This window comes from Methanohalophilus euhalobius (genome assembly GCF_900215215.1).
Classification (GTDB): domain Archaea; phylum Halobacteriota; class Methanosarcinia; order Methanosarcinales; family Methanosarcinaceae; genus Methanohalophilus; species Methanohalophilus euhalobius.
In genome coordinates, this window is the sequence record NZ_OBDR01000005.1 from 94,246 (window position 1) to 112,217 (window position 17,972).

Annotated in this window: 23 protein-coding genes, 1 tRNA gene and 1 pseudogene; 14 read left to right on the top strand and 11 right to left on the bottom strand. The window is 44.3% G+C overall.

Translation table 11 applies throughout. The annotated features are described in order from the left end of the window. The first annotated feature begins 18 nt into the window (after window positions 1-18). From CP947_RS06295 to CP947_RS06315, 5 genes are all read left to right on the top strand, one after another. Window positions 19-1,215, top strand: coding sequence for a molybdopterin molybdotransferase MoeA (locus CP947_RS06295; protein ID WP_096712382.1), 1,197 nt, complete (start codon window positions 19-21; stop codon window positions 1,213-1,215). Window positions 1,216-1,315: 100 nt separating this feature from the next. After that, the gene (gene modA / locus CP947_RS06300; protein WP_096712383.1) at window positions 1,316-2,107 is read left to right on the top strand and encodes a molybdate ABC transporter substrate-binding protein; all 792 of its coding nucleotides are present in this window, start codon (window positions 1,316-1,318) and stop codon (window positions 2,105-2,107) included. A gap of 5 nt (window positions 2,108-2,112) precedes the next feature. After that, window positions 2,113-2,781, top strand: coding sequence for a molybdate ABC transporter permease subunit (gene modB / locus CP947_RS06305; RefSeq protein ID WP_172425461.1), 669 nt, complete (start codon window positions 2,113-2,115; stop codon window positions 2,779-2,781). Window positions 2,782-2,784: 3 nt separating this feature from the next. Beyond that, on the top strand, window positions 2,785-3,897 hold the full coding sequence (locus tag CP947_RS06310) for an ABC transporter ATP-binding protein (RefSeq protein ID WP_096712385.1): 1,113 nt from the start codon (window positions 2,785-2,787) through the stop codon (window positions 3,895-3,897). Window positions 3,898-3,981: 84 nt separating this feature from the next. Continuing rightward, window positions 3,982-5,073 carry an OBG GTPase family GTP-binding protein gene (locus tag CP947_RS06315; protein WP_096712386.1) on the top strand — a complete coding sequence of 364 codons (1,092 nt, stop codon included), beginning with the start codon at window positions 3,982-3,984 and terminating at the stop codon, window positions 5,071-5,073. A gap of 11 nt (window positions 5,074-5,084) precedes the next feature. Here the strand turns inward: CP947_RS06315 and CP947_RS10760 are convergent, their stop codons facing one another. From CP947_RS10760 to CP947_RS10770, 3 genes are read right to left on the bottom strand one after another with little or no spacing between them, the layout of a single operon-like run. After that, complete coding sequence (locus tag CP947_RS10760; protein ID WP_241645933.1) at window positions 5,085-5,183, bottom strand: DUF61 family protein; 99 nt, start codon at window positions 5,181-5,183, stop codon at window positions 5,085-5,087. A 45-nt stretch (window positions 5,184-5,228) separates the two neighbouring features. Beyond that, on the bottom strand, window positions 5,229-5,405 hold the full coding sequence (locus tag CP947_RS10765; RefSeq protein ID WP_243641491.1) for a DUF61 family protein: 177 nt from the start codon (window positions 5,403-5,405) through the stop codon (window positions 5,229-5,231). Beyond that, window positions 5,398-5,517 carry a DUF61 family protein gene (locus CP947_RS10770; protein ID WP_243641492.1) on the bottom strand — a complete coding sequence of 40 codons (120 nt, stop codon included), beginning with the start codon at window positions 5,515-5,517 and terminating at the stop codon, window positions 5,398-5,400. The genes CP947_RS10765 and CP947_RS10770 overlap by 8 nt, the downstream gene beginning before the upstream one ends. A 135-nt stretch (window positions 5,518-5,652) precedes the next feature. On the opposite strand from CP947_RS10770, the gene CP947_RS06325 reads away from it, so the two are divergent. Further along, window positions 5,653-5,725, top strand: a tRNA-Gln gene (locus CP947_RS06325). 291 nt (window positions 5,726-6,016) lie between these two features. Here the strand turns inward: CP947_RS06325 and CP947_RS10775 are convergent. After that, a pseudogene (locus CP947_RS10775) lies at window positions 6,017-6,132 on the bottom strand (IS5/IS1182 family transposase); the annotation flags it as partial. 245 nt (window positions 6,133-6,377) lie between these two features. Between CP947_RS10775 and glmU (CP947_RS06335) the strand changes: the two are divergent. From glmU (CP947_RS06335) to CP947_RS06355, 5 genes are all read left to right on the top strand, one after another. After that, complete coding sequence (glmU, locus tag CP947_RS06335; protein WP_096712387.1) at window positions 6,378-7,598, top strand: bifunctional sugar-1-phosphate nucleotidylyltransferase/acetyltransferase; 1,221 nt, start codon at window positions 6,378-6,380, stop codon at window positions 7,596-7,598. Window positions 7,599-7,607: 9 nt separating this feature from the next. Further along, window positions 7,608-9,428 carry a glutamine--fructose-6-phosphate transaminase (isomerizing) gene (glmS, locus tag CP947_RS06340; protein ID WP_096712388.1) on the top strand — a complete coding sequence of 607 codons (1,821 nt, stop codon included), beginning with the start codon at window positions 7,608-7,610 and terminating at the stop codon, window positions 9,426-9,428. Window positions 9,429-9,441: 13 nt separating this feature from the next. Continuing rightward, window positions 9,442-10,737: a phosphoglucosamine mutase gene (glmM, locus tag CP947_RS06345; protein ID WP_096712389.1), complete on the top strand. Its 1,296-nt coding sequence runs from the start codon at window positions 9,442-9,444 to the stop codon at window positions 10,735-10,737. Continuing rightward, window positions 10,734-11,924: a bifunctional sugar-1-phosphate nucleotidylyltransferase/acetyltransferase gene (glmU, locus tag CP947_RS06350; protein WP_096712390.1), complete on the top strand. Its 1,191-nt coding sequence runs from the start codon at window positions 10,734-10,736 to the stop codon at window positions 11,922-11,924. The genes glmM and glmU (CP947_RS06350) overlap by 4 nt, the downstream gene beginning before the upstream one ends. Before the next feature lie 156 nt (window positions 11,925-12,080). Next, the gene (locus tag CP947_RS06355) at window positions 12,081-12,431 is read left to right on the top strand and encodes a nucleotidyltransferase family protein (RefSeq protein ID WP_096712391.1); all 351 of its coding nucleotides are present in this window, start codon (window positions 12,081-12,083) and stop codon (window positions 12,429-12,431) included. A 118-nt stretch (window positions 12,432-12,549) separates the two neighbouring features. Here the strand turns inward: CP947_RS06355 and CP947_RS06360 are convergent, their stop codons facing one another. The 5 genes from CP947_RS06360 to CP947_RS06375 form a co-directional block, all read right to left on the bottom strand. Next, window positions 12,550-12,777, bottom strand: a complete 228-nt coding sequence (locus CP947_RS06360; RefSeq protein ID WP_241645930.1) for a hypothetical protein — start codon at window positions 12,775-12,777, stop codon at window positions 12,550-12,552. After that, window positions 12,761-13,255 (bottom strand): DUF6166 domain-containing protein, encoded by a 495-nt coding sequence (locus tag CP947_RS06365; protein ID WP_128754371.1) that lies wholly within the window; start codon window positions 13,253-13,255, stop codon window positions 12,761-12,763. The genes CP947_RS06360 and CP947_RS06365 overlap by 17 nt, the downstream gene beginning before the upstream one ends. 8 nt (window positions 13,256-13,263) lie before the next feature. After that, entirely contained in the window at window positions 13,264-13,443 is a 180-nt protein-coding gene (locus CP947_RS10395) for a hypothetical protein (protein WP_123151420.1), read from the bottom strand. A gap of 408 nt (window positions 13,444-13,851) precedes the next feature. Continuing rightward, complete coding sequence (locus CP947_RS06370; RefSeq protein ID WP_096712394.1) at window positions 13,852-14,313, bottom strand: hypothetical protein; 462 nt, start codon at window positions 14,311-14,313, stop codon at window positions 13,852-13,854. After that, on the bottom strand, window positions 14,306-14,506 hold the full coding sequence (locus CP947_RS06375) for a hypothetical protein (protein ID WP_096712395.1): 201 nt from the start codon (window positions 14,504-14,506) through the stop codon (window positions 14,306-14,308). The genes CP947_RS06370 and CP947_RS06375 overlap by 8 nt, the downstream gene beginning before the upstream one ends. 324 nt (window positions 14,507-14,830) lie before the next feature. Between CP947_RS06375 and CP947_RS11045 the strand changes: the two genes are divergently transcribed. Continuing rightward, window positions 14,831-15,013: a U32 family peptidase gene (locus tag CP947_RS11045; protein WP_096712396.1), complete on the top strand. Its 183-nt coding sequence runs from the start codon at window positions 14,831-14,833 to the stop codon at window positions 15,011-15,013. A gap of 230 nt (window positions 15,014-15,243) precedes the next feature. On the opposite strand, the gene CP947_RS06385 is transcribed toward CP947_RS11045, so the two are convergent. Both CP947_RS06385 and CP947_RS06390 read right to left on the bottom strand, forming a co-directional pair. Beyond that, a complete protein-coding gene (locus CP947_RS06385; RefSeq protein ID WP_096712397.1) occupies window positions 15,244-15,654 on the bottom strand; it encodes a hypothetical protein in 411 nt (136 codons plus the stop codon). Window positions 15,655-15,718: 64 nt separating this feature from the next. Further along, window positions 15,719-16,777 carry a zinc metalloprotease gene (locus CP947_RS06390; protein WP_096712398.1) on the bottom strand — a complete coding sequence of 353 codons (1,059 nt, stop codon included), beginning with the start codon at window positions 16,775-16,777 and terminating at the stop codon, window positions 15,719-15,721. Window positions 16,778-17,266: 489 nt separating this feature from the next. Here CP947_RS06390 and tnpA point away from each other — a divergent pair, with 489 nt between their 5' ends. Continuing rightward, window positions 17,267-17,671, top strand: a complete 405-nt coding sequence (gene tnpA / locus CP947_RS06395) for an IS200/IS605 family transposase (protein WP_096712404.1) — start codon at window positions 17,267-17,269, stop codon at window positions 17,669-17,671. Next, on the top strand, window positions 17,671-17,972 hold a 302-nt coding region (locus CP947_RS06400), incomplete at its 3' end, for a helix-turn-helix domain-containing protein (RefSeq protein WP_172425459.1). The genes tnpA and CP947_RS06400, both read left to right, overlap by 1 nt.

A 17,972-nucleotide genomic window follows, 5' to 3' on the forward strand; every position in this document is an offset into this window, starting at 1 on the left:
AAGGTTGCATAAATTAAGATGCGCAAAATACTCAATCACCTAACATCGCTGGATGAAGCCAGACAAATTCTGGCCTCTCTGTCCGTCGATTGCGGAGAGGAACATGTTTCACTTGAACGTGCCGATGGTCGCATACTTGCAGAAAATATAGTATCTGACATCAATGTTCCACCCTTTGCCAAGGCACTCAAGGATGGTTATGCTATCCGTGCCAAAGATGTACCAGCGCCGGGTGCATGTCTGTTGCTGAAAGATTATGTACCTGCGGGCAGGGGGGATATCCTGTCCCTTGGAAAAGGTGAAGCTGTGGAAATTTCCACCGGGGCACCGATTCCACAGGAAAGTGATTCTGTTGTTATGGTGGAAGATACCACCCTTGCAGAAGGGAAAGTGTGTATCCACAGTAAGGTGCGGCAAGGTCAACACATCCTTGATGCAGGCACTGATATTTCCAAGGGAGAGACTGTTCTTGAAGCAGGACAAATGTTGTCTCCTGCAAAGATTGGTATTCTTGCAGCGCTGGGCATCAATAATACAATTGTGAAAAATCTGATAGTGGGCATTATATCTACCGGGAATGAATTGACCGAGCCTGGCAATCCCCTCGGGCCAGGCAGAATATATGATGCCAATTCCTATACACTGTCAACCGCAATCAGACGTTTGTCGGCAACTCCTGTAGCCTATGGTATAGTAAGGGATGAACCTGAGAAAGCCCGTTCTCTCCTTTTAGAGGCAGTTTCTGAATGTGATGTAGTATTGACAACCGGCAGCACATCGGCGGGTTCGGATGATTTCATGTACCGATTAATGGAAGAAGAAGGGCAAATCCGGATGCATGGTTTAAAGTTCAAACCCGGCAAACCGGTAATTATAGCATCAGTCAGGAATATTCCCGTGATTGGATTGCCCGGTAATCCCACAGCATCCCTGATGGTATTCAATGAGATCGTGTCCTTGCTTGTAAGAAAGGGGCTGGGGATTTCTGCTCCTGAAAGACAACGGATGAAAGCAACCCTTATGGATGACGTGTATTCTGATAACAGGCTGGAATACCACTGTGTGGAAGTAATTGATGGTTGTGCCTATTCGGTGGATAAAACCTCTGCTTCAATAACAACACTGGCAAAGGCCGATGGTTTCATTGTAATCGAACCGCAAATCACCTTTGTGAAAGCCGGGAATGAGGTAGAAGTCACTTTCTTTGAGAATTGATCCTGGCTTCATTGTCTCTTAAAGAAACTTATTTATTGCATGTGTATCAATGCACCGATATGTTTCCCCATACATATCTCTTGAAGCATAAGGTGGTTGAATGAAACGAAATAATCAGATAATACTTCTGGTAGCAACAATAGCAGTCTTAGCTGTGGTCGGTATATATCTGGCCAATTCCACTGCATCATCCGCGCAGGAAGCTGACAGTGAGGAAATCACGGTATCTGCGGCTGCCAGTTTGACGGAAAGTTACCGTGAGATAGTAAAAGATTTCGAGGCTGATAATCCTGATATAAAGGTTAATCTCAATCTTGCAGGTTCGGGTTCCCTGAGGATGCAGATTGAGGCGGGAGCACCGATCGATGTTTTTGCTTCAGCATCCCAAAAACACATGGATATTCTGGATATGAAGAATATGATAGTTGCGGATTCAAGACGGGATTTTGCCCGCAATAGTCTTGTTCTGATAGTACCAGCAGGTACAAACCAGATCGAAAATCTTGAGGATCTGGACTCAGAGGAGATCACAAAGATCGCCCTGGGCAATCCTGAAACTGCGCCGGTGGGACGTTATGCAAAACAGGGGCTTGAAGAGGCAGGACTCTGGAAGGCTATTGAAGGCAAGACAATATTTGCGGAAAATGTGAAACAGGTCCTTGTGTATGTGGAACGCGGGGAAGTGGATGCAGGATTTGTATATATGACAGATGCACAAACTTCTGACAAAATTAGGATTGTAGAAGAGGTGCCGGTGGATGCCGATATAAGTTATCCGGTGGCAATCCTGGCAGATTCTGAGGCAAAGGAAGCATCCCAAAAATTCATTGATTTTGTAACAGGGCCAGAGGGTAAGCGTATTCTGGAAGAGTATGGATTTAAGGTAGAGTGAGTTTTGTGCTTGAGCAGGCTATTTTTCCCTTATACATAACCCTGAAGATAGCCACCCTGTCAACGATACTGGTGGTTCTGGTGGGCCTGCTCATTTCGTACCTGCTGGCACGCCGCGATTTTACGGGCAAAAACCTTGTGGACATTCTGGTGACCCTGCCCCTTGTATTGCCTCCCACGGTAACCGGGTACTTGCTTGTCATATTGCTCGGTAAGAATGGTGTGCTGGGGCAATCTCTTTTTGAAATGACGGGGTTTGGTATTCTTTTCACATGGCAGGCAGCCGTTATCGCGGCATTTGTGGTGTCCCTGCCATTGATGGTTAAAACCACGTCTGCTGCGATAGGAAGTGTGGATCGGGAACTTGAATATGTGGCTTATACGCTGGGCCACAGTGAACTGGAAACCGCCCTTTTTGTAACCCTGCCCCTTGCGAAAAAAGGAATTATTGCAGGGCTGGTGTTGAGCTTTGCAAGAGCTGTGGGGGAATTCGGTGCAACCCTTATGGTTGCAGGTAACATTCCCGGAAAAACAAATACCATGTCGCTTTCTATTTACACTGCCTTCCAGTCAGGAAATGACAGCCTTGCAAATATTCTTGTTGTAATCCTTGTAATTATGTCACTTGTTTCCATGGCTGCAACGGCAAAACTTGTTAACAGGTGGAAGGTGTGAAGCATGAGTGGTAATATTCGGGTTGATATAAAAAAGCGATATTCAGGCCAGGAGGATGCACCGGATTTTAATCTGGATGTAAATTTTACTGCTTCAAATGAACTGGTTGTCCTCTTTGGGCGTTCCGGTTCGGGGAAAACCACAACCTTGAGGTGTATTGCAGGTTTGGGGAAGCCCGATATGGGGTTTATTGAAGTTAACGGCAAGGTATACTTTGACAGTGAGTTAAAAAAGAACCTGTCTCCCCAGGATCGCAGGCCGGGCTATGTTTTCCAGAATTATGCCCTTTTTCCGCATATGAGCGTGGCCAAAAATATCACTTACGGGTTAAAAGGCAAGTCGGATGCTGCAAAAGAGCAAAGGTTACATGAGATGCTGGGACTTATGCACATAACGGGTCTGCAAAACGAGTATCCTTCCCGGCTATCGGGAGGGCAGAAACAGCGAGTTGCCCTGGCCCGTGCCCTGGCCCCCAATCCTGATATATTACTGCTGGATGAACCTTTTTCAGCGCTTGACATGGTAGTCCGGATGCGCCTGCGGGAGAGGATACACAGTATTCAGGAGACACTGGATATCCCTGTGTTGTTCATCACTCACAATCCGGTTGAAGCCTTTACGCTGGCTGACAAAGTAGTGGTATTACATGAGGGTTCGGTGCATCAGGAAGGCAGGCCTGAGGACGTTTTCTATAATCCGTGCAACAGGCATGTGGCAGAACTTGTGGGTGTATCGAATATTTTCGATGCCGATTTTGCAGGCAAGTCTGAGTATGGATTTGTTCTGAATACGGATTCGATCTCAATAACCACCACAACGAATGTTGATGCGGATAGCAGCTATTCCTGGGGTGTGCGGCCGGAGAATGTGCATCTCCATCCGGCCCGCGAGGATATTAGCGGGTGCAATGTTTTTTCCACGACTGTGCACAGTGTTGTCAACAGGGGGGCAAGCAGGGTTGTAGCTGTGGATATTCCGGGAGGTGGATCAGTGTTGCTGTCGGAGATGGATAACCGCAACTTCGGGAAACTGGATATCGGGCCGGGTTCGGAATGCCTGGTGGAAATCGATCCCAGGGATGTACTTGTGTTTGCCTTGGAGGAGCCTGCAGGTTGAATACAGCGGATAAAATCAACACAAAATTTATGGGATTGCAGCAACGGGAAAGTCTTTTTAACATTGAAGTAGTGGTAGGTGGCGATGAGCGTCGAGGATGAAATTGCCAATATTGAAAAAGAGATTCGAGACACTCCTTATAACAAAGCAACATCTCATCATGTAGGTAAACTGAAGGCCAAGATTGCCCGTTTGCGTGAGGATCTCCAGAAGAAAGCTTCTGCCAAATCAGGGGGGGAAGGTTACGGAGTACGTAAATCAGGAAATGCTACGGTTACACTGGTAGGTTTTCCTTCAGTTGGTAAATCCACTCTCCTGAACCGGCTTACCGGGGCAAACTCTGAAATTGGTGCTTATGAATTCACAACCCTGGACGTGATTCCCGGTATAATGGAACACAAAGGTGCAGCCATACAGATCCTGGATGTACCGGGGCTTGTCAGGGGTGCGGCCAGCGGGCGTGGCCGGGGGAAGGAAGTTATCGCAGTTGTGCGTAACAGTGATCTGGTAGTTTTCATGCTTGATGTTTTCCAGACAGAACACTTTGAGGTTCTCACGAAGGAGCTGTACGATGCCGGTATCCGGCTGGGCCAGCACCCGCCTGATGTCGTGATCAAGAGGAAGGATCGCGGTGGAATTACTGTGAGCAGCACTCTCGACCTTGATATTTCGGAGGATCTTATCAAGGCAATCCTGGATGATTACAAGATACACAATGCTCATGTGCTTATCAGGGATGATATAGATGTGGACCAGCTGATCGATGTGATAATGGGCAACCGTGTCTATATTCCCGATGTGACCGTCATCAATAAGGTGGACCTGGCGGATGAAAATATCCTGGCTAAAGTAAGGGAAAAGTTCCCGGATTCCCTGCTGATCTCTGCCAATGAGGGCACTCATCTGGAAGAGGTAAAGGATATGATCTTCAATTCCCTGGATTTCATACGAATATACCTCAAACCCCAGGGTGAGGCTGCGGATATGGAGGAGCCGCTTATCATCCGTAAAAGAAGCACGGTGGGTGATGTGTGTGATCACCTGCATCGTGATTTCCGGGATAAGTTCAGGTATGCCCAGGTATGGGGTGAATCGGCCAAACACCCGGGCCAGCGTGCAGGGCTGGACCATGTGCTCGAGGATGAGGATATCCTGACCGTGATCATACAGACATGAACTTATTTTTTTCATCCCATTGTTATCTGGATGGCAGTTGGATATTTGCGCATGATCGAGTAGGCCATACTTTTGCCAACCCAGACTTTTCCCTGACGCATGCGGTACATTTCCCCCTTTCCGGGGGTATTTGCAGGGCCCTGAGGGCATATCTGTCATTGGAAAAGCAACTGTCTTCCACACGGCAAATCAAAGAAAAAGAGGATGGGAAGTTTCAGCCTGTCATGCAATTCTGAGGGCAGTTCCTCTCCCAGCATCCCGATTACCTGTCTGTCGAATACGTACCTGTCCCCTGCCCGGATTCTGGAGTGTGGCACCTCTTTTTCAAGCAAACCGGGCCAGGGTCTTTCTCTGCGCCACTATTGCCCTGTTGATCTTGCCCATTTCCCCTTTCATCCAGCGGGCAAATACCGGGTTATAGCGAGTCGGGCAATCTTCCGTCATGTATCCCCCAAAACAATGACCTGCTGGCAACTGCCGGGCAGAATAGCCCCAAATTAAACCTTATATCAGGAAATAAGCCGGTCCCCTTACATAAAAATTAAGTAGGATTATGCGATTATCACAGTGAGCAGTAGCAGTCCCGTAGGGTAGTGGTCAATCCTTTCGGCCTTTGGAGCCGAAGACCCTGGTTCGAATCCGGGCGGGACTATAAAAATATTTTGGAAAGTCCTAAACGTTTAATAATTATTTCTAATATCATTTTTACAAAGTTTAACTATACAGAAGGCCATATAGCCTATATTACATGTGGTGAATGAGTTTAATACCGGTAAGCCTTCAGAAAAGCCACAATAAGCCTTTATGTTCCCTTATAGGGACTCTATGGATAGTATTCTTAAAGAGTTTAAGATCGTGTGTCTTTTATGGTTGTGTTGTTTTCCAAGGTACGGTACATTGAAGACTGCGACACCGTCATACACAAGGATTCCGATAAAACCATTTCAGGTCGACCACCTTTGTCTGTCCTGTTGATATACATTGATTCCAGTATGGGACGAAATGGTTTCCAGTCGATCAACTTATCTATTTCAGATAGTTTTCACCAGCAGCTATCAAACGGTCATATTCTGTGTTTCAGGGTGAAATTACTGAAAGTACTCGTATGATTAAATTTATCTTGTTTGGATATAAATATTGTTATTTAGTTTGAGTGAGGGGAGGAGTTAATCAGAAATCTCTATACTTTCAATTGGAAAGACTCACTTTCATGACAATATTAGAACGAAGTCCATGATTTCCTTCAGGGGCAATCCACTCCCCAAAGATAACCTATAAATTCTTTCACGTTTCATGTTAATTCCATGAAAGCCATTGTTCTTGCCGCAGGGGAAGGTGTCAGATGTACACCCCTCACAAACACCCGCTCAAAGGTCATGTTACCGGTAGCCAATCGTCCTATCCTGGAATACGTAATATCCGCGCTTGTGGATAACGGGATCGAGGATCTAGTGCTTGTTGTCGGTTATGAGAAGGAGAAGGTGATGAATTATTTTGGAGACGGGAATGATTTCGGGGCAAGGATTACTTATGTGGACCAGACTTCCCAGCTGGGTACCGCTCATGCGATCGGTCTGGCCATCCCTGCACTGGGAGATGGTAATGGATCATTCCTGGTACTCAATGGGGATAACATAATTGAAAAAGAGACTATCAGTAAACTAATCGCAAATCATGCAGGGGATGCCACCGTGCTTACCACTCCCCGGGAGAAGGTATGTGGATATGGAGTGGTCATGAGTGCTGCGGGAAAGGTAAAAGGCATCTTTGAAAAACCCAAACGGCAGATAAGTCATATGATAAATACCGGTATCTATATCTTTAACCGGGATATTGTTGCAGAGATAGAGAATACCGAGATATCCGGGAGAGGGGAATATGAGATAACCCATACCCTGCAGAATATGGTGAAAGGGAACAGGGATGTAAGGGTCACTGTAACTAAGAACCTGTGGATGGATTCGGTATATGCCTGGGGTCTGCTTGATACCAATGCCAGGTTACTGGCAAGTTGTGAGTCTGCTATCGAGGATACTGCCACAATTGATGATACCGCTACCCTGACAGGGAATGTGGAGATCGGGGGAAATACAGTCATCCGTGCCGGGTCCTATATCGTAGGACCGGTAAAGATCGGAGATAACTGTGATATCGGACCCCAGGTGACCATATTGCCTTCCACCAGTATAGGGAATAATGTATCGCTGGGCCCCTTTTCCTATATCCAGGACAGTATCCTGATGGATAATGTACGTGTGGAATCCCACAGTCATATCTCTGAAAGTATTATAGGATTTAACTGTAATTTAGGTCCCTACTCCATCTGTGAAGCGGACAACGATGTGAATATCGAGATCGATAATGAACTTGTACCTGTGGAAAAGAGCGGCGTGGTTATCGGGGATGACTGTAAATTTGGTTCAAGGACCCTTACGGAGGCAGGCAACCTTGTGGGCAATAACTGTACCGTGAGATCAGGTACAAAGGTGGATAGACATCTGCCTGCAAATTCCACAGTGCTTTGAGGAGATATAATGTGTGGGATTGTAGGATATGTGGGAAAGGCCGGTGCATCATCGGTGATCATGGATTGTCTGCGCCGGCTGGAGTACAGGGGTTATGATTCTGCAGGGTTAAGTGTCTTAAACGGTGATCTGCAAACGTACAAGACTGCCGGCAGTATCGATGAACTTAATAAAGTGCTGCCTGCAGAGATCGAAGGTAATGTCGGGATCGGGCATACACGTTGGGCCACACATGGGATACCCAATGATGTCAATGCTCATCCGCACTGTTCTTCGGATATCGTGGTCGTACACAATGGGATTATTGAGAATTACCTCAAATTGCAGGAATGGCTGGAAGATAAAGGTTATGAATTTGTATCCGATACCGATACCGAGGTAATTGCCCATCTGGTACATTTTTACAGTAATTCCCTGGACCTGTTCGAGGCAGTACGCAAAAGCATGGCAGTGCTGGAAGGCTCCTATGCGATCGCGGTCATGAGTAAGAATGATCCGGATACCCTAATCGCTGCCAGGAAGGACAGTCCCCTGATAGTGGGTCTGGGAGAGAATGAATTTTTCACGTCCTCTGATGCGACGGCTTTTATGTCTCATACCCGCAATGTGGTATTTGTGGATGACCGGGAACTCGTGAAACTGACTCCTGAGAAGGTGGAGTTTTATGATATGGAAGGCCAATTGCTGGAAAAGCAGGTTTCCACGATCGACTGGGATGTGGAGATGGCAGAAAAGAGTGGTTATGCACATTTCATGCTCAAGGAGATCCATGAGCAGACCCGTTCCCTTCAGAAGACCTTTGCAGGCAAGTTATCAGAACTTGAAGGCAATGTCCAATTACCTGAACTCAAACTTACAGATGAACAGATTAGAAATATTGGCAGGGTGGAGATGATTGCCTGTGGCACTTCCTGGAATGCGGGGTTGTTTGGCAAATATTTGCTTGAAGGACTGGCCGGTATACATACCGATGTCAGTGCCGCCTCGGAGTTTCGGTACCGGGACCCGGTGATGGATTGCAATACCCTTACAATTGCAATTACCCAGTCCGGAGAGACGGCCGATACGCTGGCTGCGATCCGCAATGTGGCACAGTATGAATCAAGTACCATCGCGATAACCAATGTGGTGGGCAGCACCATTACCCGGGAGGCGGATAATGTAGTGTATACCCATGCAGGTCCTGAGATAGGAGTGGCTGCGACCAAAACGTTTACGGCTCAATTAATAGCGCTGTACCTGCTGGCCGTACACCTGGGCAGACGCAGGAATTATCTTTTGCCGGACGAGGCAAAGGCTATCATCAAAAATCTCAAGGAACTACCCGGCAATGTGCAGCAGGTATTGAACCAGAGGGATATTATACGCAAGTATGCAGCCCGGTATGCGGCCAACCGGGATTATTATTTCATTGGCAGGGGACTTAATTACCCGGCAGCCCTGGAAGCGGCATTGAAACTCAAGGAAATATCCTACATCCATGCGGAAGGGTATGCTGCAGGCGAACTGAAACACGGACCCCTGGCACTGCTGGAGAACGGCACGCCCGTGGTGGCAATCGTTACAAAGGGGCGAACCTATGAAAAAATGTTGAGTAATATCAAGGAAGTCAAGGCACGGGGGGCTGAAGTGATTGCGGTGGCCGATGCCGGGGATCGGGAGATAGGCAAGTATGCTGATATTGTAATCCCGGTACCTGTCACCAATCCCCTGCTATCACCCGTCCTGTCCTCGGTGGCTTTGCAGCTGTTTGCTTATTATACCGCCCTGGAAAAGGGTTGTGAGATCGATAAACCGCGTAATCTGGCCAAAAGTGTGACTGTGGAATGAAGGAGTGTGTATTTTGAAACTTTTCGGATCATCGGGAATCAGGGGACCGGCCAACAAGGTAATCGGTCCCGAACTGGCATTGAATGTGGGAATGGCCGTGGGTACAGTTGCCGATTCGGTTGTGATCGGTAAGGATCCACGTATAGCTGTGGATATGATCGAGCAGGCCTTGATCGCAGGGCTGTCTGCCACCGGCTGTGAAGTTACCCTGGGGGGTTTGATGAGTACGCCCACTCTGGCTTTTGCCACTGCGGATTATGATTGCGGGATTATGATTACGGCTTCCCATAACCCTGCAGAGGACGTGGGGATCAAGTTATGGAATCCCGATGGCGTGGCTTTTGATTCGCAGCAGCAAGAACGGATTGAACATATCATTGAAAATGCTGATTATTCGGCTGTTGCCTGGAATGAAGTGGGGAATGTGAAGTACAGGGAAGGATTTGTTGAACGGCATTGCAGAGCGATCTTGAGCAAAACAGATACCAGTCACAAACGTGTGGTTGTGGATTGTGGTTGCGGGGCCGGAAGTACGATCACTCCCTATCTACTCAGGGAACTGGGTTGCGAGGTTATTACATTGAACTGCCAGCCAGATGGATATTTCCCGGCACGCAATCCCGAACCCGTGGAAAAAAACCTGGGTCAACTTATCAAGGCAGTGGTTGCTTTTGAGGCGGATATCGGGATTGCGCATGACGGGGATGCGGATCGGATGATGGTTGTGGATGAGCAGGGTAATTTTGTGTCGGGGGATGAATTGCTTGCCCTGTTTGCCCTGCAGGACAAACAGGATAAAGTTGTGGTGCCTGTGGATACTTCCATGATAGTGGATGATGCGCTTGGGGATACCGAGGTGCTGCGCTGCAGGGTTGGGGATGTATATGTGGCAGAACAGATCAAGGCTTCAGGTGCTTATTTTGGAGGCGAGCCTTCAGGCAGCTGGATTTTCCCGGATGTATCGTATTGTCCCGACGGTATCTATGCAGCAACCCGGATTGTGAATTTGATTGCAGACAGATCGTTATCAAAGATGGTTGCAGATCTGCCTCATTATCCCACCCTCAGGAGTACGATTGAATGTCCTGAGGCCCGGAAGGAACATGCAATGCAGCAGATAAAACAATCCCTGGAGGCGATGGGGGAAGTTACTGCCATTGATGGAATTCAGGTGGATCTGGAGGACGGCTGGGTACTTGTGCGGCCCTCCGGTACCGAATCCAAGATCCGGATTACTGCTGAGGCCAGGAAGGATGTGGATGATTTATTTGATAGAGTTGTGAGTATTGCAAGGGGTGCAATACAGTGAAAGCGGTTATTCTGGCAGCGGGGCAGGGTACAAGAATGCGTCCTTTAACGGACAGGCGACCCAAGGTAATGCTGCCCGTCGGGAACAAACCCATACTGGAGCATATCATTGATGAGGCTGTGGATGCCGGTATCCGGGAATTTGTGATAGTTACCGGCTACATGGAGAATTGTATAAAGGACTATTTCGCCGACGGTTCGCAGAAAGGTGTGAGTATCGATTACGTTCTCCAGGAAGAACGGAATGGAACGGGACATGCCATCGGATGTGCTGAAAAATATGTGGATGACAGGTTTATCGTGCTTAACGGGGATATGCTGATAAGTTCTGTCCAGATTAAAAATTTGATCGACAGAGTGGAAGATGCGGTCCTGACGGTCAAGGAAGTGGATGACCCCTGTAATTTTGGAGTTATTTGTACTGCCGGAGATAAAGTGAGCCGGATTGTGGAAAAACCCGAAAAACCCCCGACCAATCTGGCCAATGCGGGAATCTATCTGTTTCCCCAATCAATCTTTGATTATATCCGTAAAACTCCTGAATCACCTCGCGGGGAGATCGAGATTACGGATTCCATACAGATGCTGATCGATGCAGGGGCCAGTGTGGGTTATGAAGTGTTCAGGGACGCATGGATCGATATCGGCAGACCCTGGGATCTGCTTGCTGCCAACAAGCATGTGTTGTCCGGGCTTGCCGGCAATATTGAGGCAGAAGTGGAACCCAATGCTACTCTACAGGGTGAAGTGGTCGTGGGGGAAGGTACGGTTATCCGTAATGGTGCCTACATCATCGGCCCTGTGGTTATTGGGAAGAACTGCGATATAGGACCGAACTGTTTTATCCGGCCGTCCACTGCCATAGAGGATAATGTGCGTATCGGCAATGCAGTGGAGATCAAGAACTGTGTGGTAATGGATAATACCAATATCGGGCACCTCAGTTATGTGGGCGATAGCGTGATCGGGCAGGATTGTAATTTCGGAGCCGGTACCAAGGTTGCCAATCTCCGACATGACGGGCGTACTATCCGGGTCATGGTCAAGGGGAAAAAAGTGGATTCAGGTAGGCGTAAACTCGGAGTTATAATGGGGGATGATGTGCATACCGGCGTCAATACCTGTATCAATGTGGGGTGTGTGCTTAAAACGGGTAGGTGTACGGGATTGGGGGAAGTGGTGAAGTGATGATGTGCCAAAACGAAGAGATGAATCTGACTACTCTTTTGAGATATGTAGGCTTTCTCAAGACTGTGAGAACTACAGATCATAATGCCCTTTCCGTGATGAAGGAAAGTAGTTGACAAAATATATCTATTATAGTAACTTAAATATTGAGTGAACATGGAAGTCAAAGAAAATTCTCATGGAATAAACGATCCATTTGAACTTGCACAGGCTCTGGACCCTGAAAGAAGTGTGGGCGAGCAACTCATAACATTTTGCCGACGTAACGATATTGCTTTTCTGGGAATGTTTGGCTCCTTTTCCAGAGGAGAACAAACTAAAGGTAGTGATATTGATCTGCTTGTTAGATTTTCTGAAAAGAAAATTTTGATTGATCACATAAGGATGGAAGAAGAGCTGGAAGATTTGCTCGGGACAAAAGTTGATATGGTTACTGAAAACTCATTGAGTCCCTGTATTATTCCTCATGTTCAGGAAAATTTGCAGAAATTGTATAGTGAAGGATAATTCCATTGTTTCTGTATTACTTCCACAATAGCCATTTTCATTTTGGAACCGGATGCCTTCTCCTGCAGCCATTGGTACCTATCAGCCTCTTGTCAACCCGGACTATACGGCACCGGTTTCATAATTCAAGGCCTCTGGATATTACTTTATTGAGCCTATGGTTGCCATTATGTATCCAGGTAATACCTTTGATGCTCACTGTAATCTTGTTACTTTCTTCCAGATATTCCATAATGGTCTTGAGCGCATTATGATTCATCTGTTTGGGCAACTTCCTTTTCAGTTCACCAACAGATATTATACTTTCATTCATATTTTGAATAGTATCCTCAATCTTCTCCATCATCGCCTCTCTCATCTGCATCATCGTCTCCCATATAGTAACCACCATGCAGGTCTGCCTGATGATACTTATCTGAAGTGAGTTTTTTTCCCCGCTTAGAAAGTATATCATTTCTCCAGAACTCATAACCAAAATTCTGTTCGAAATCCTGCCTGGGTAACCTGGCAACAAAATCTCTAAGAAAGGCATCCAGATAATCATAAGCTTCATTTTCATCCAGAAACCACAGCAGGATTGCCAGTGCTGTCACCCGGGATTTTTCTGAAGTATCTCCCCAGCTAAAGGTTTCATACTCGCTACCGGTTTTTTCCAGTACTTCAGGGGTAAGGGGATTTGCCATAAGGAATATTTCCCCGGTTTGCCAATTCCCTTTAATTTCAAGACCCTGTTCTATTACTCTCCTGTGATTGACAGCCTTATCGTCAATGATTTTGTCAAGACCAACTGTAACAATGTCCAAAACCCTGTCTAACAATCCCATACAATCCCTCATACAATTGATTTAACAACCACTTTTGAGCGCAACTCATCCATATCTATCTCATAATTAAGCAGAGATTGTACGTCGGTAGTATATGCCTCCACTTCATAGAGAGGCTCCTCATCCGAATACATCTGAATCAAAATCTTTTCTGTATGGGGAGCCAGTTCTGCAGCTGTACCCATCATATAAAACCAAGAAAGAAGTGAATCGACCTGTGAACGAACAGGAGGTTGATCATAAGCCCCAACCTATCATCGGCTCCCTCATACCATACCCCTCCATTATCCATGGTGGCTTCAAACTCCTGTGCAATTTCAATTACCAGGGCTTCGTGGTCCTCTGCTGCAGAATTGGAATATTCGGCTGCTACTGTGCCTGTAATACAAATTAAAAATAAGCCTAAAATATTATATTGAAGATTTTCATATGGGAACTATGCTCAATTAATATATACATGTTAACAGCAGCAGTATTTCAGAGAATTCAATAAAAATATTTATAAGTAAATCTGGTATAAGTTCTGATTTTTAGTATTAGGATGACTCCTGATTGCAGAATTAAAAAGAAGGAGTCATCTACCTCAGAAATTATTTTCAACTTACGTATTCCCAGTCAGTGGAACATATTCCATTGTAACTTGGTTGTGTAACGCCTGATGGATAAACTCCAGAATACTGGCCAATTACACGATAATATGCTGAAGATGAATAATCATAAGTATCCTCTGCTTCAAGTTCGTAAACATTGTTTTCGGACTCAAATTCAATACCAACGGTCTCTTCTTCCCCATCATCACGCCATAAATATGTGAGAACAGACATACTTGGTATCCTTGTATATGGGGTAGGTAACACCATTCGTTGCCAGGTTTTGTACGTAATTTCTGAACCATCATGGTCCAACTCAGAATTTACGACCCCGAAGTAAACACTTCGTGTTAGTCCAGTGGTAGCTGTGAATGTTTGTTTAGAATCAGGCCCTTCTGCAGCAGGATTTATCCAAGATACTTCCATGTCATAATATGACTCTGTTGTTGCATCTGGAGATTTAATCATAAGCTTCAGGGAACAACTGTTCAATATACTCTCCATATGTAATATCTGTACCCCACAATTTATTTGCAAGTTCAAGTCTTTCTTTCTCTGTTATAGAGGCAGAATCTGAGTTTGCACTTCCCACCCCTGCAAATAGTATCATCAACATGATAACCAGTGATACTACCATTGTTCGATTTATTGTTTTGTTCATTTCTTTCTTCACCTCCTTTTAATTTACTCCTGAGGCAAGACCCGCAAACCTTAAACTGTATCAAAGCCAACAACAATCTTGCCTCAGGGCGTTTTGGGGTCCAAGCCGACTCTGCAAATTCAGTTTGGCCCCCTTTTCACATTATGATAATGTGACATTGGAAAATTGTTTGTCACTCTATATAACTATTGTGACCATATTCTCCAACTGTATAATCTGCACTAATAAAAAGTGACTTTGTAGAATATATCATTTGTATAGCATAGATGGTTTGACATACTTGGCAAAATTGTATACTAATATCCTTAATACGATTCCTTTTTATTGATTCCATACCCCTTTCCCCTTTCCTCCTGCCGTAGCCATCTCCCGCAAGTGCCCGTTCATGCCAGTACCCAGATGATAGTACACAACACTGAGTCAGTGAAATTGCTGGAACAATATGGTGTAAAGCAACTGGTTTTTCCATCGTATAATGCTTCAGTATTGAGTCCTCATACACCGTAGGAACACCTACTAGTCTCCGGATTTTCCGTATAACATCTAGGAGCTTCCCAGAAGGCTGTGAAGGAATATGATTGTATTCTCCCCGTTCCGTAGGTCTAGTAACTGATTTTATGTCCGTTGTCCATTACGATGGATTGTCTTGTCATATTTGTCCTTTCACAAAACACTATCCGGTACTTGATAGGAGTTCTGCATTTTTAATCTGTGATATCATTCTGAAACGTATGCAATTATGAGGACTCCATGACTGAGATATTCAACTTTTCGCTTTCATTGACAAGTTCAAAAATCACGACGTTTACGAGATGCGGAGTTGAATTATAGGTTGCAGACATGTTTTCAGCTTCGATGTAATAGCTGTAGTCTCCGGTGGAGACAAACGGGATTGACCATTTCAGTAAAAGATAGTCTGGTTTCTCACCACTAGCAGATTGTCCGGGGTCAAGCTGGTAGTTTGTTACTTCCGTGTATTCTCCATTATAGCCAGTTACTGTTATAGTTGCATTGTGAGGATATTCGTCATGGTTCTCTACAATATAAAGCGGTTCTGTTTTTATAAATATCAATGGGGCAAGGGTAACTATCAGGAGTAAAACTAGGCAAATCAAACCACCTGCTATTATTTTTTTTTGGGTTGGCATAATTGATCTTCTAAAATTATCATAAGACCCTGTAGATTATCTACAGAGCCTAATGATGCTTTATTTAATGGTCTATTCCATACTGGACGTCATCTTCACAATCTGAACACCAAATGTTCGTCCCAGAATATGCCCACATATAGTTCATTATACATTTCGGGTGTTCATATACATACCATCCTTGATCTAAGGCTCCAAAGTTGTGTGAGATTTCATGCTGCACAATGCTGTCATGAGGCCAATCCACTCCTGAAGCGGATACTGCACAAACACTGTATGGCCCATCTATGTATGCTCTGCCATTATTATCAAGGTAATCCACCCATCCAAGAACAATATCGTTGGAACTGTCTCTGATATATGCACTATCCTGTCTTAAATCGGAAAGAGCAGCTGATGAACTATCTGTTGGAGAAATATCACTCGCGTCCCAGCAGTTGTAATGCCACACCGTGTATACATTACTTCCAGAGTCTTCAAATCTACCACTTGCGTCTATGGAGTCAGAAACGTAAGATTGACTTGGTTCATGGTTATTGTCTGCTGCTGGATATATATGCACATATACATTGTCATCTACTGCTTTGGGATTAAAAGATACACGTAGCATCTTTTCTTCAATGATTGATGATATGGGAGAACCAGTTAGTTCAATAGAATAATTTTTGACAAGTATTTCCACTTCTTCAGTTGGAATTGCTATATCATTCACAATATCTATCTTTGGATTCTCTGGATCAACACCATATTTTTCAATATAGTCTTTTTTCGCTTTTTCAATGATGCCAAGCATTTCAGGTTCCGTTAATATAATATCGTAATCTATGCCTTGCTTCATATTCTCAAGCGGTTTTCCGTCTTCAGTAACGACTACTTTTTTATCACTGCACAGAATCGTTCCTTCCAAAAAATTAGGCAACTCACCTTTTGCAAATTTGAGATCATTTTCCGTGATATCATATTTATCGTATAAAGACTGTAATTCTGCTTCAGTATAAACAATGTCATTTTCCTTCTCAATTGCTTGGCTGTTGTTTGAACTCATTGCTGGAATGGCCATCACACTCACAAGCAATATTGCTGCAAGTAGTGAACCAATCCCGGATTTCATATTTATTTTCATTTCTTTCTTTACCTCACTTCAAATTACTTCTGAGGCAAGATCCGCAAACCTTATACAGTATCAAAGTTAACAATAACCTTGCCTTAGGGCGTTTTGGGGTCCAAGCCGACTCTGCAAATTCAGTTTGGCCCCCTTTTCACATTATGATAATGTGACATTGCAAAAATGTTTCTCAATCCATATAACTATTGTGACCATATTCTCCAACTGTATGATCTGCAATAATGAAAAGTGACTTTGTAGAATATATCATTTGTATAGCATAGATGACTTTGACATACTTGGCAAAATTGCATACTAATACCCTTAATACGATTCCTTTTTATTGATTCCATACCCCTTTGCCCTCATTTTCTTCTTACTGGAACGATGTTGGAAAGTTGTTGACATCTCGATACATCCTGATTTTAACTCAACAGGCGGGAAGTCCTCCTCCGTAAGGTGGGGGATGAAAGCCGTGCTATAATAATATAATTGCATAAACTATCTATAGTTGTTAAACTGGATACAGGTAGTCATTCTGTTTATTCACTGCAATATCATTTTGTACAATGTGTAAAATATAGAAGAGATGCTTTGGGGAATCCTCTTGTAGTCGATTGTTTGAAAAAAATAGTATATAATATAAGTACAAACTTTGAAGTGGAAATTCTAAATATTGAATGTGATAAAGACCATTTTCACGTGATATTCAAAGCAAAACAAACATTAGATATACCTAAATACATCAATTCAATTAAAACAATTTCATCAAGAGAGATTAGAAGGAATTTTCCAGAAGTAAAAGAGAAATTATGGAAAGATGCTTTTTGGTCAAGGTCATATTTTTTGGCTACAACCGGACAGGTTACGCTGGATGTTTTGAAAAGATATGTTGATAATCAGGGGAAATAATGCAATTAACAAAAAAATACAAAATTCATCCAACTGAATTACAAAAGAATATGCTTTGGGAGTTATCCAATGCATGTACATATCTTTATAACATTGCATTATCCGAAAGAAAAGACTCATGGAAAAATGATAAAAAATCCATTTCATATACAAAACAGCAGAATGATTTACCACAAATAAAAAAAGAATATCCTATTATAGAGATCCTTTATTCTAAAACATGTCAGATGGTTTTGCGTAAATTAGATGCCAATTACAAATCATTCTTTGGTCTTCGGAAAAATGGAGATAAAAAAGCAAG

Coding starts and splice junctions, on each gene's coding strand:
- CP947_RS06315 (WP_096712386.1), top strand. CDS start 3,982: ATGAGCGTCGAGGATGAAATTGCCAATATTGAAAAAGAGATTCGAGAC.
- CP947_RS10770 (WP_243641492.1), bottom strand. CDS start 5,517: ATGACGGAAGATTGCCCGACTCGCTATAACCCGGTATTTGCCCGCTGG.
- modA (WP_096712383.1), top strand. CDS start 1,316: ATGAAACGAAATAATCAGATAATACTTCTGGTAGCAACAATAGCAGTC.
- CP947_RS06370 (WP_096712394.1), bottom strand. CDS start 14,313: ATGATTAAATCTCCAGATGCAACAACAGAGTCATATTATGACATGGAA.
- CP947_RS10395 (WP_123151420.1), bottom strand. CDS start 13,443: ATGATGGGTACAGCTGCAGAACTGGCTCCCCATACAGAAAAGATTTTG.
- glmS (WP_096712388.1), top strand. CDS start 7,608: ATGTGTGGGATTGTAGGATATGTGGGAAAGGCCGGTGCATCATCGGTG.
- CP947_RS06355 (WP_096712391.1), top strand. CDS start 12,081: ATGGAAGTCAAAGAAAATTCTCATGGAATAAACGATCCATTTGAACTT.
- CP947_RS10760 (WP_241645933.1), bottom strand. CDS start 5,183: ATGTACCGCATGCGTCAGGGAAAAGTCTGGGTTGGCAAAAGTATGGCC.
- CP947_RS06295 (WP_096712382.1), top strand. CDS start 19: ATGCGCAAAATACTCAATCACCTAACATCGCTGGATGAAGCCAGACAA.
- CP947_RS06310 (WP_096712385.1), top strand. CDS start 2,785: ATGAGTGGTAATATTCGGGTTGATATAAAAAAGCGATATTCAGGCCAG.
- glmU (WP_096712387.1), top strand. CDS start 6,378: ATGAAAGCCATTGTTCTTGCCGCAGGGGAAGGTGTCAGATGTACACCC.
- CP947_RS06375 (WP_096712395.1), bottom strand. CDS start 14,506: ATGAACAAAACAATAAATCGAACAATGGTAGTATCACTGGTTATCATG.
- CP947_RS06390 (WP_096712398.1), bottom strand. CDS start 16,777: ATGAAAATAAATATGAAATCCGGGATTGGTTCACTACTTGCAGCAATA.
- CP947_RS06360 (WP_241645930.1), bottom strand. CDS start 12,777: ATGATGGAGAAGATTGAGGATACTATTCAAAATATGAATGAAAGTATA.
- CP947_RS06385 (WP_096712397.1), bottom strand. CDS start 15,654: ATGCCAACCCAAAAAAAAATAATAGCAGGTGGTTTGATTTGCCTAGTT.
- CP947_RS06365 (WP_128754371.1), bottom strand. CDS start 13,255: ATGGGATTGTTAGACAGGGTTTTGGACATTGTTACAGTTGGTCTTGAC.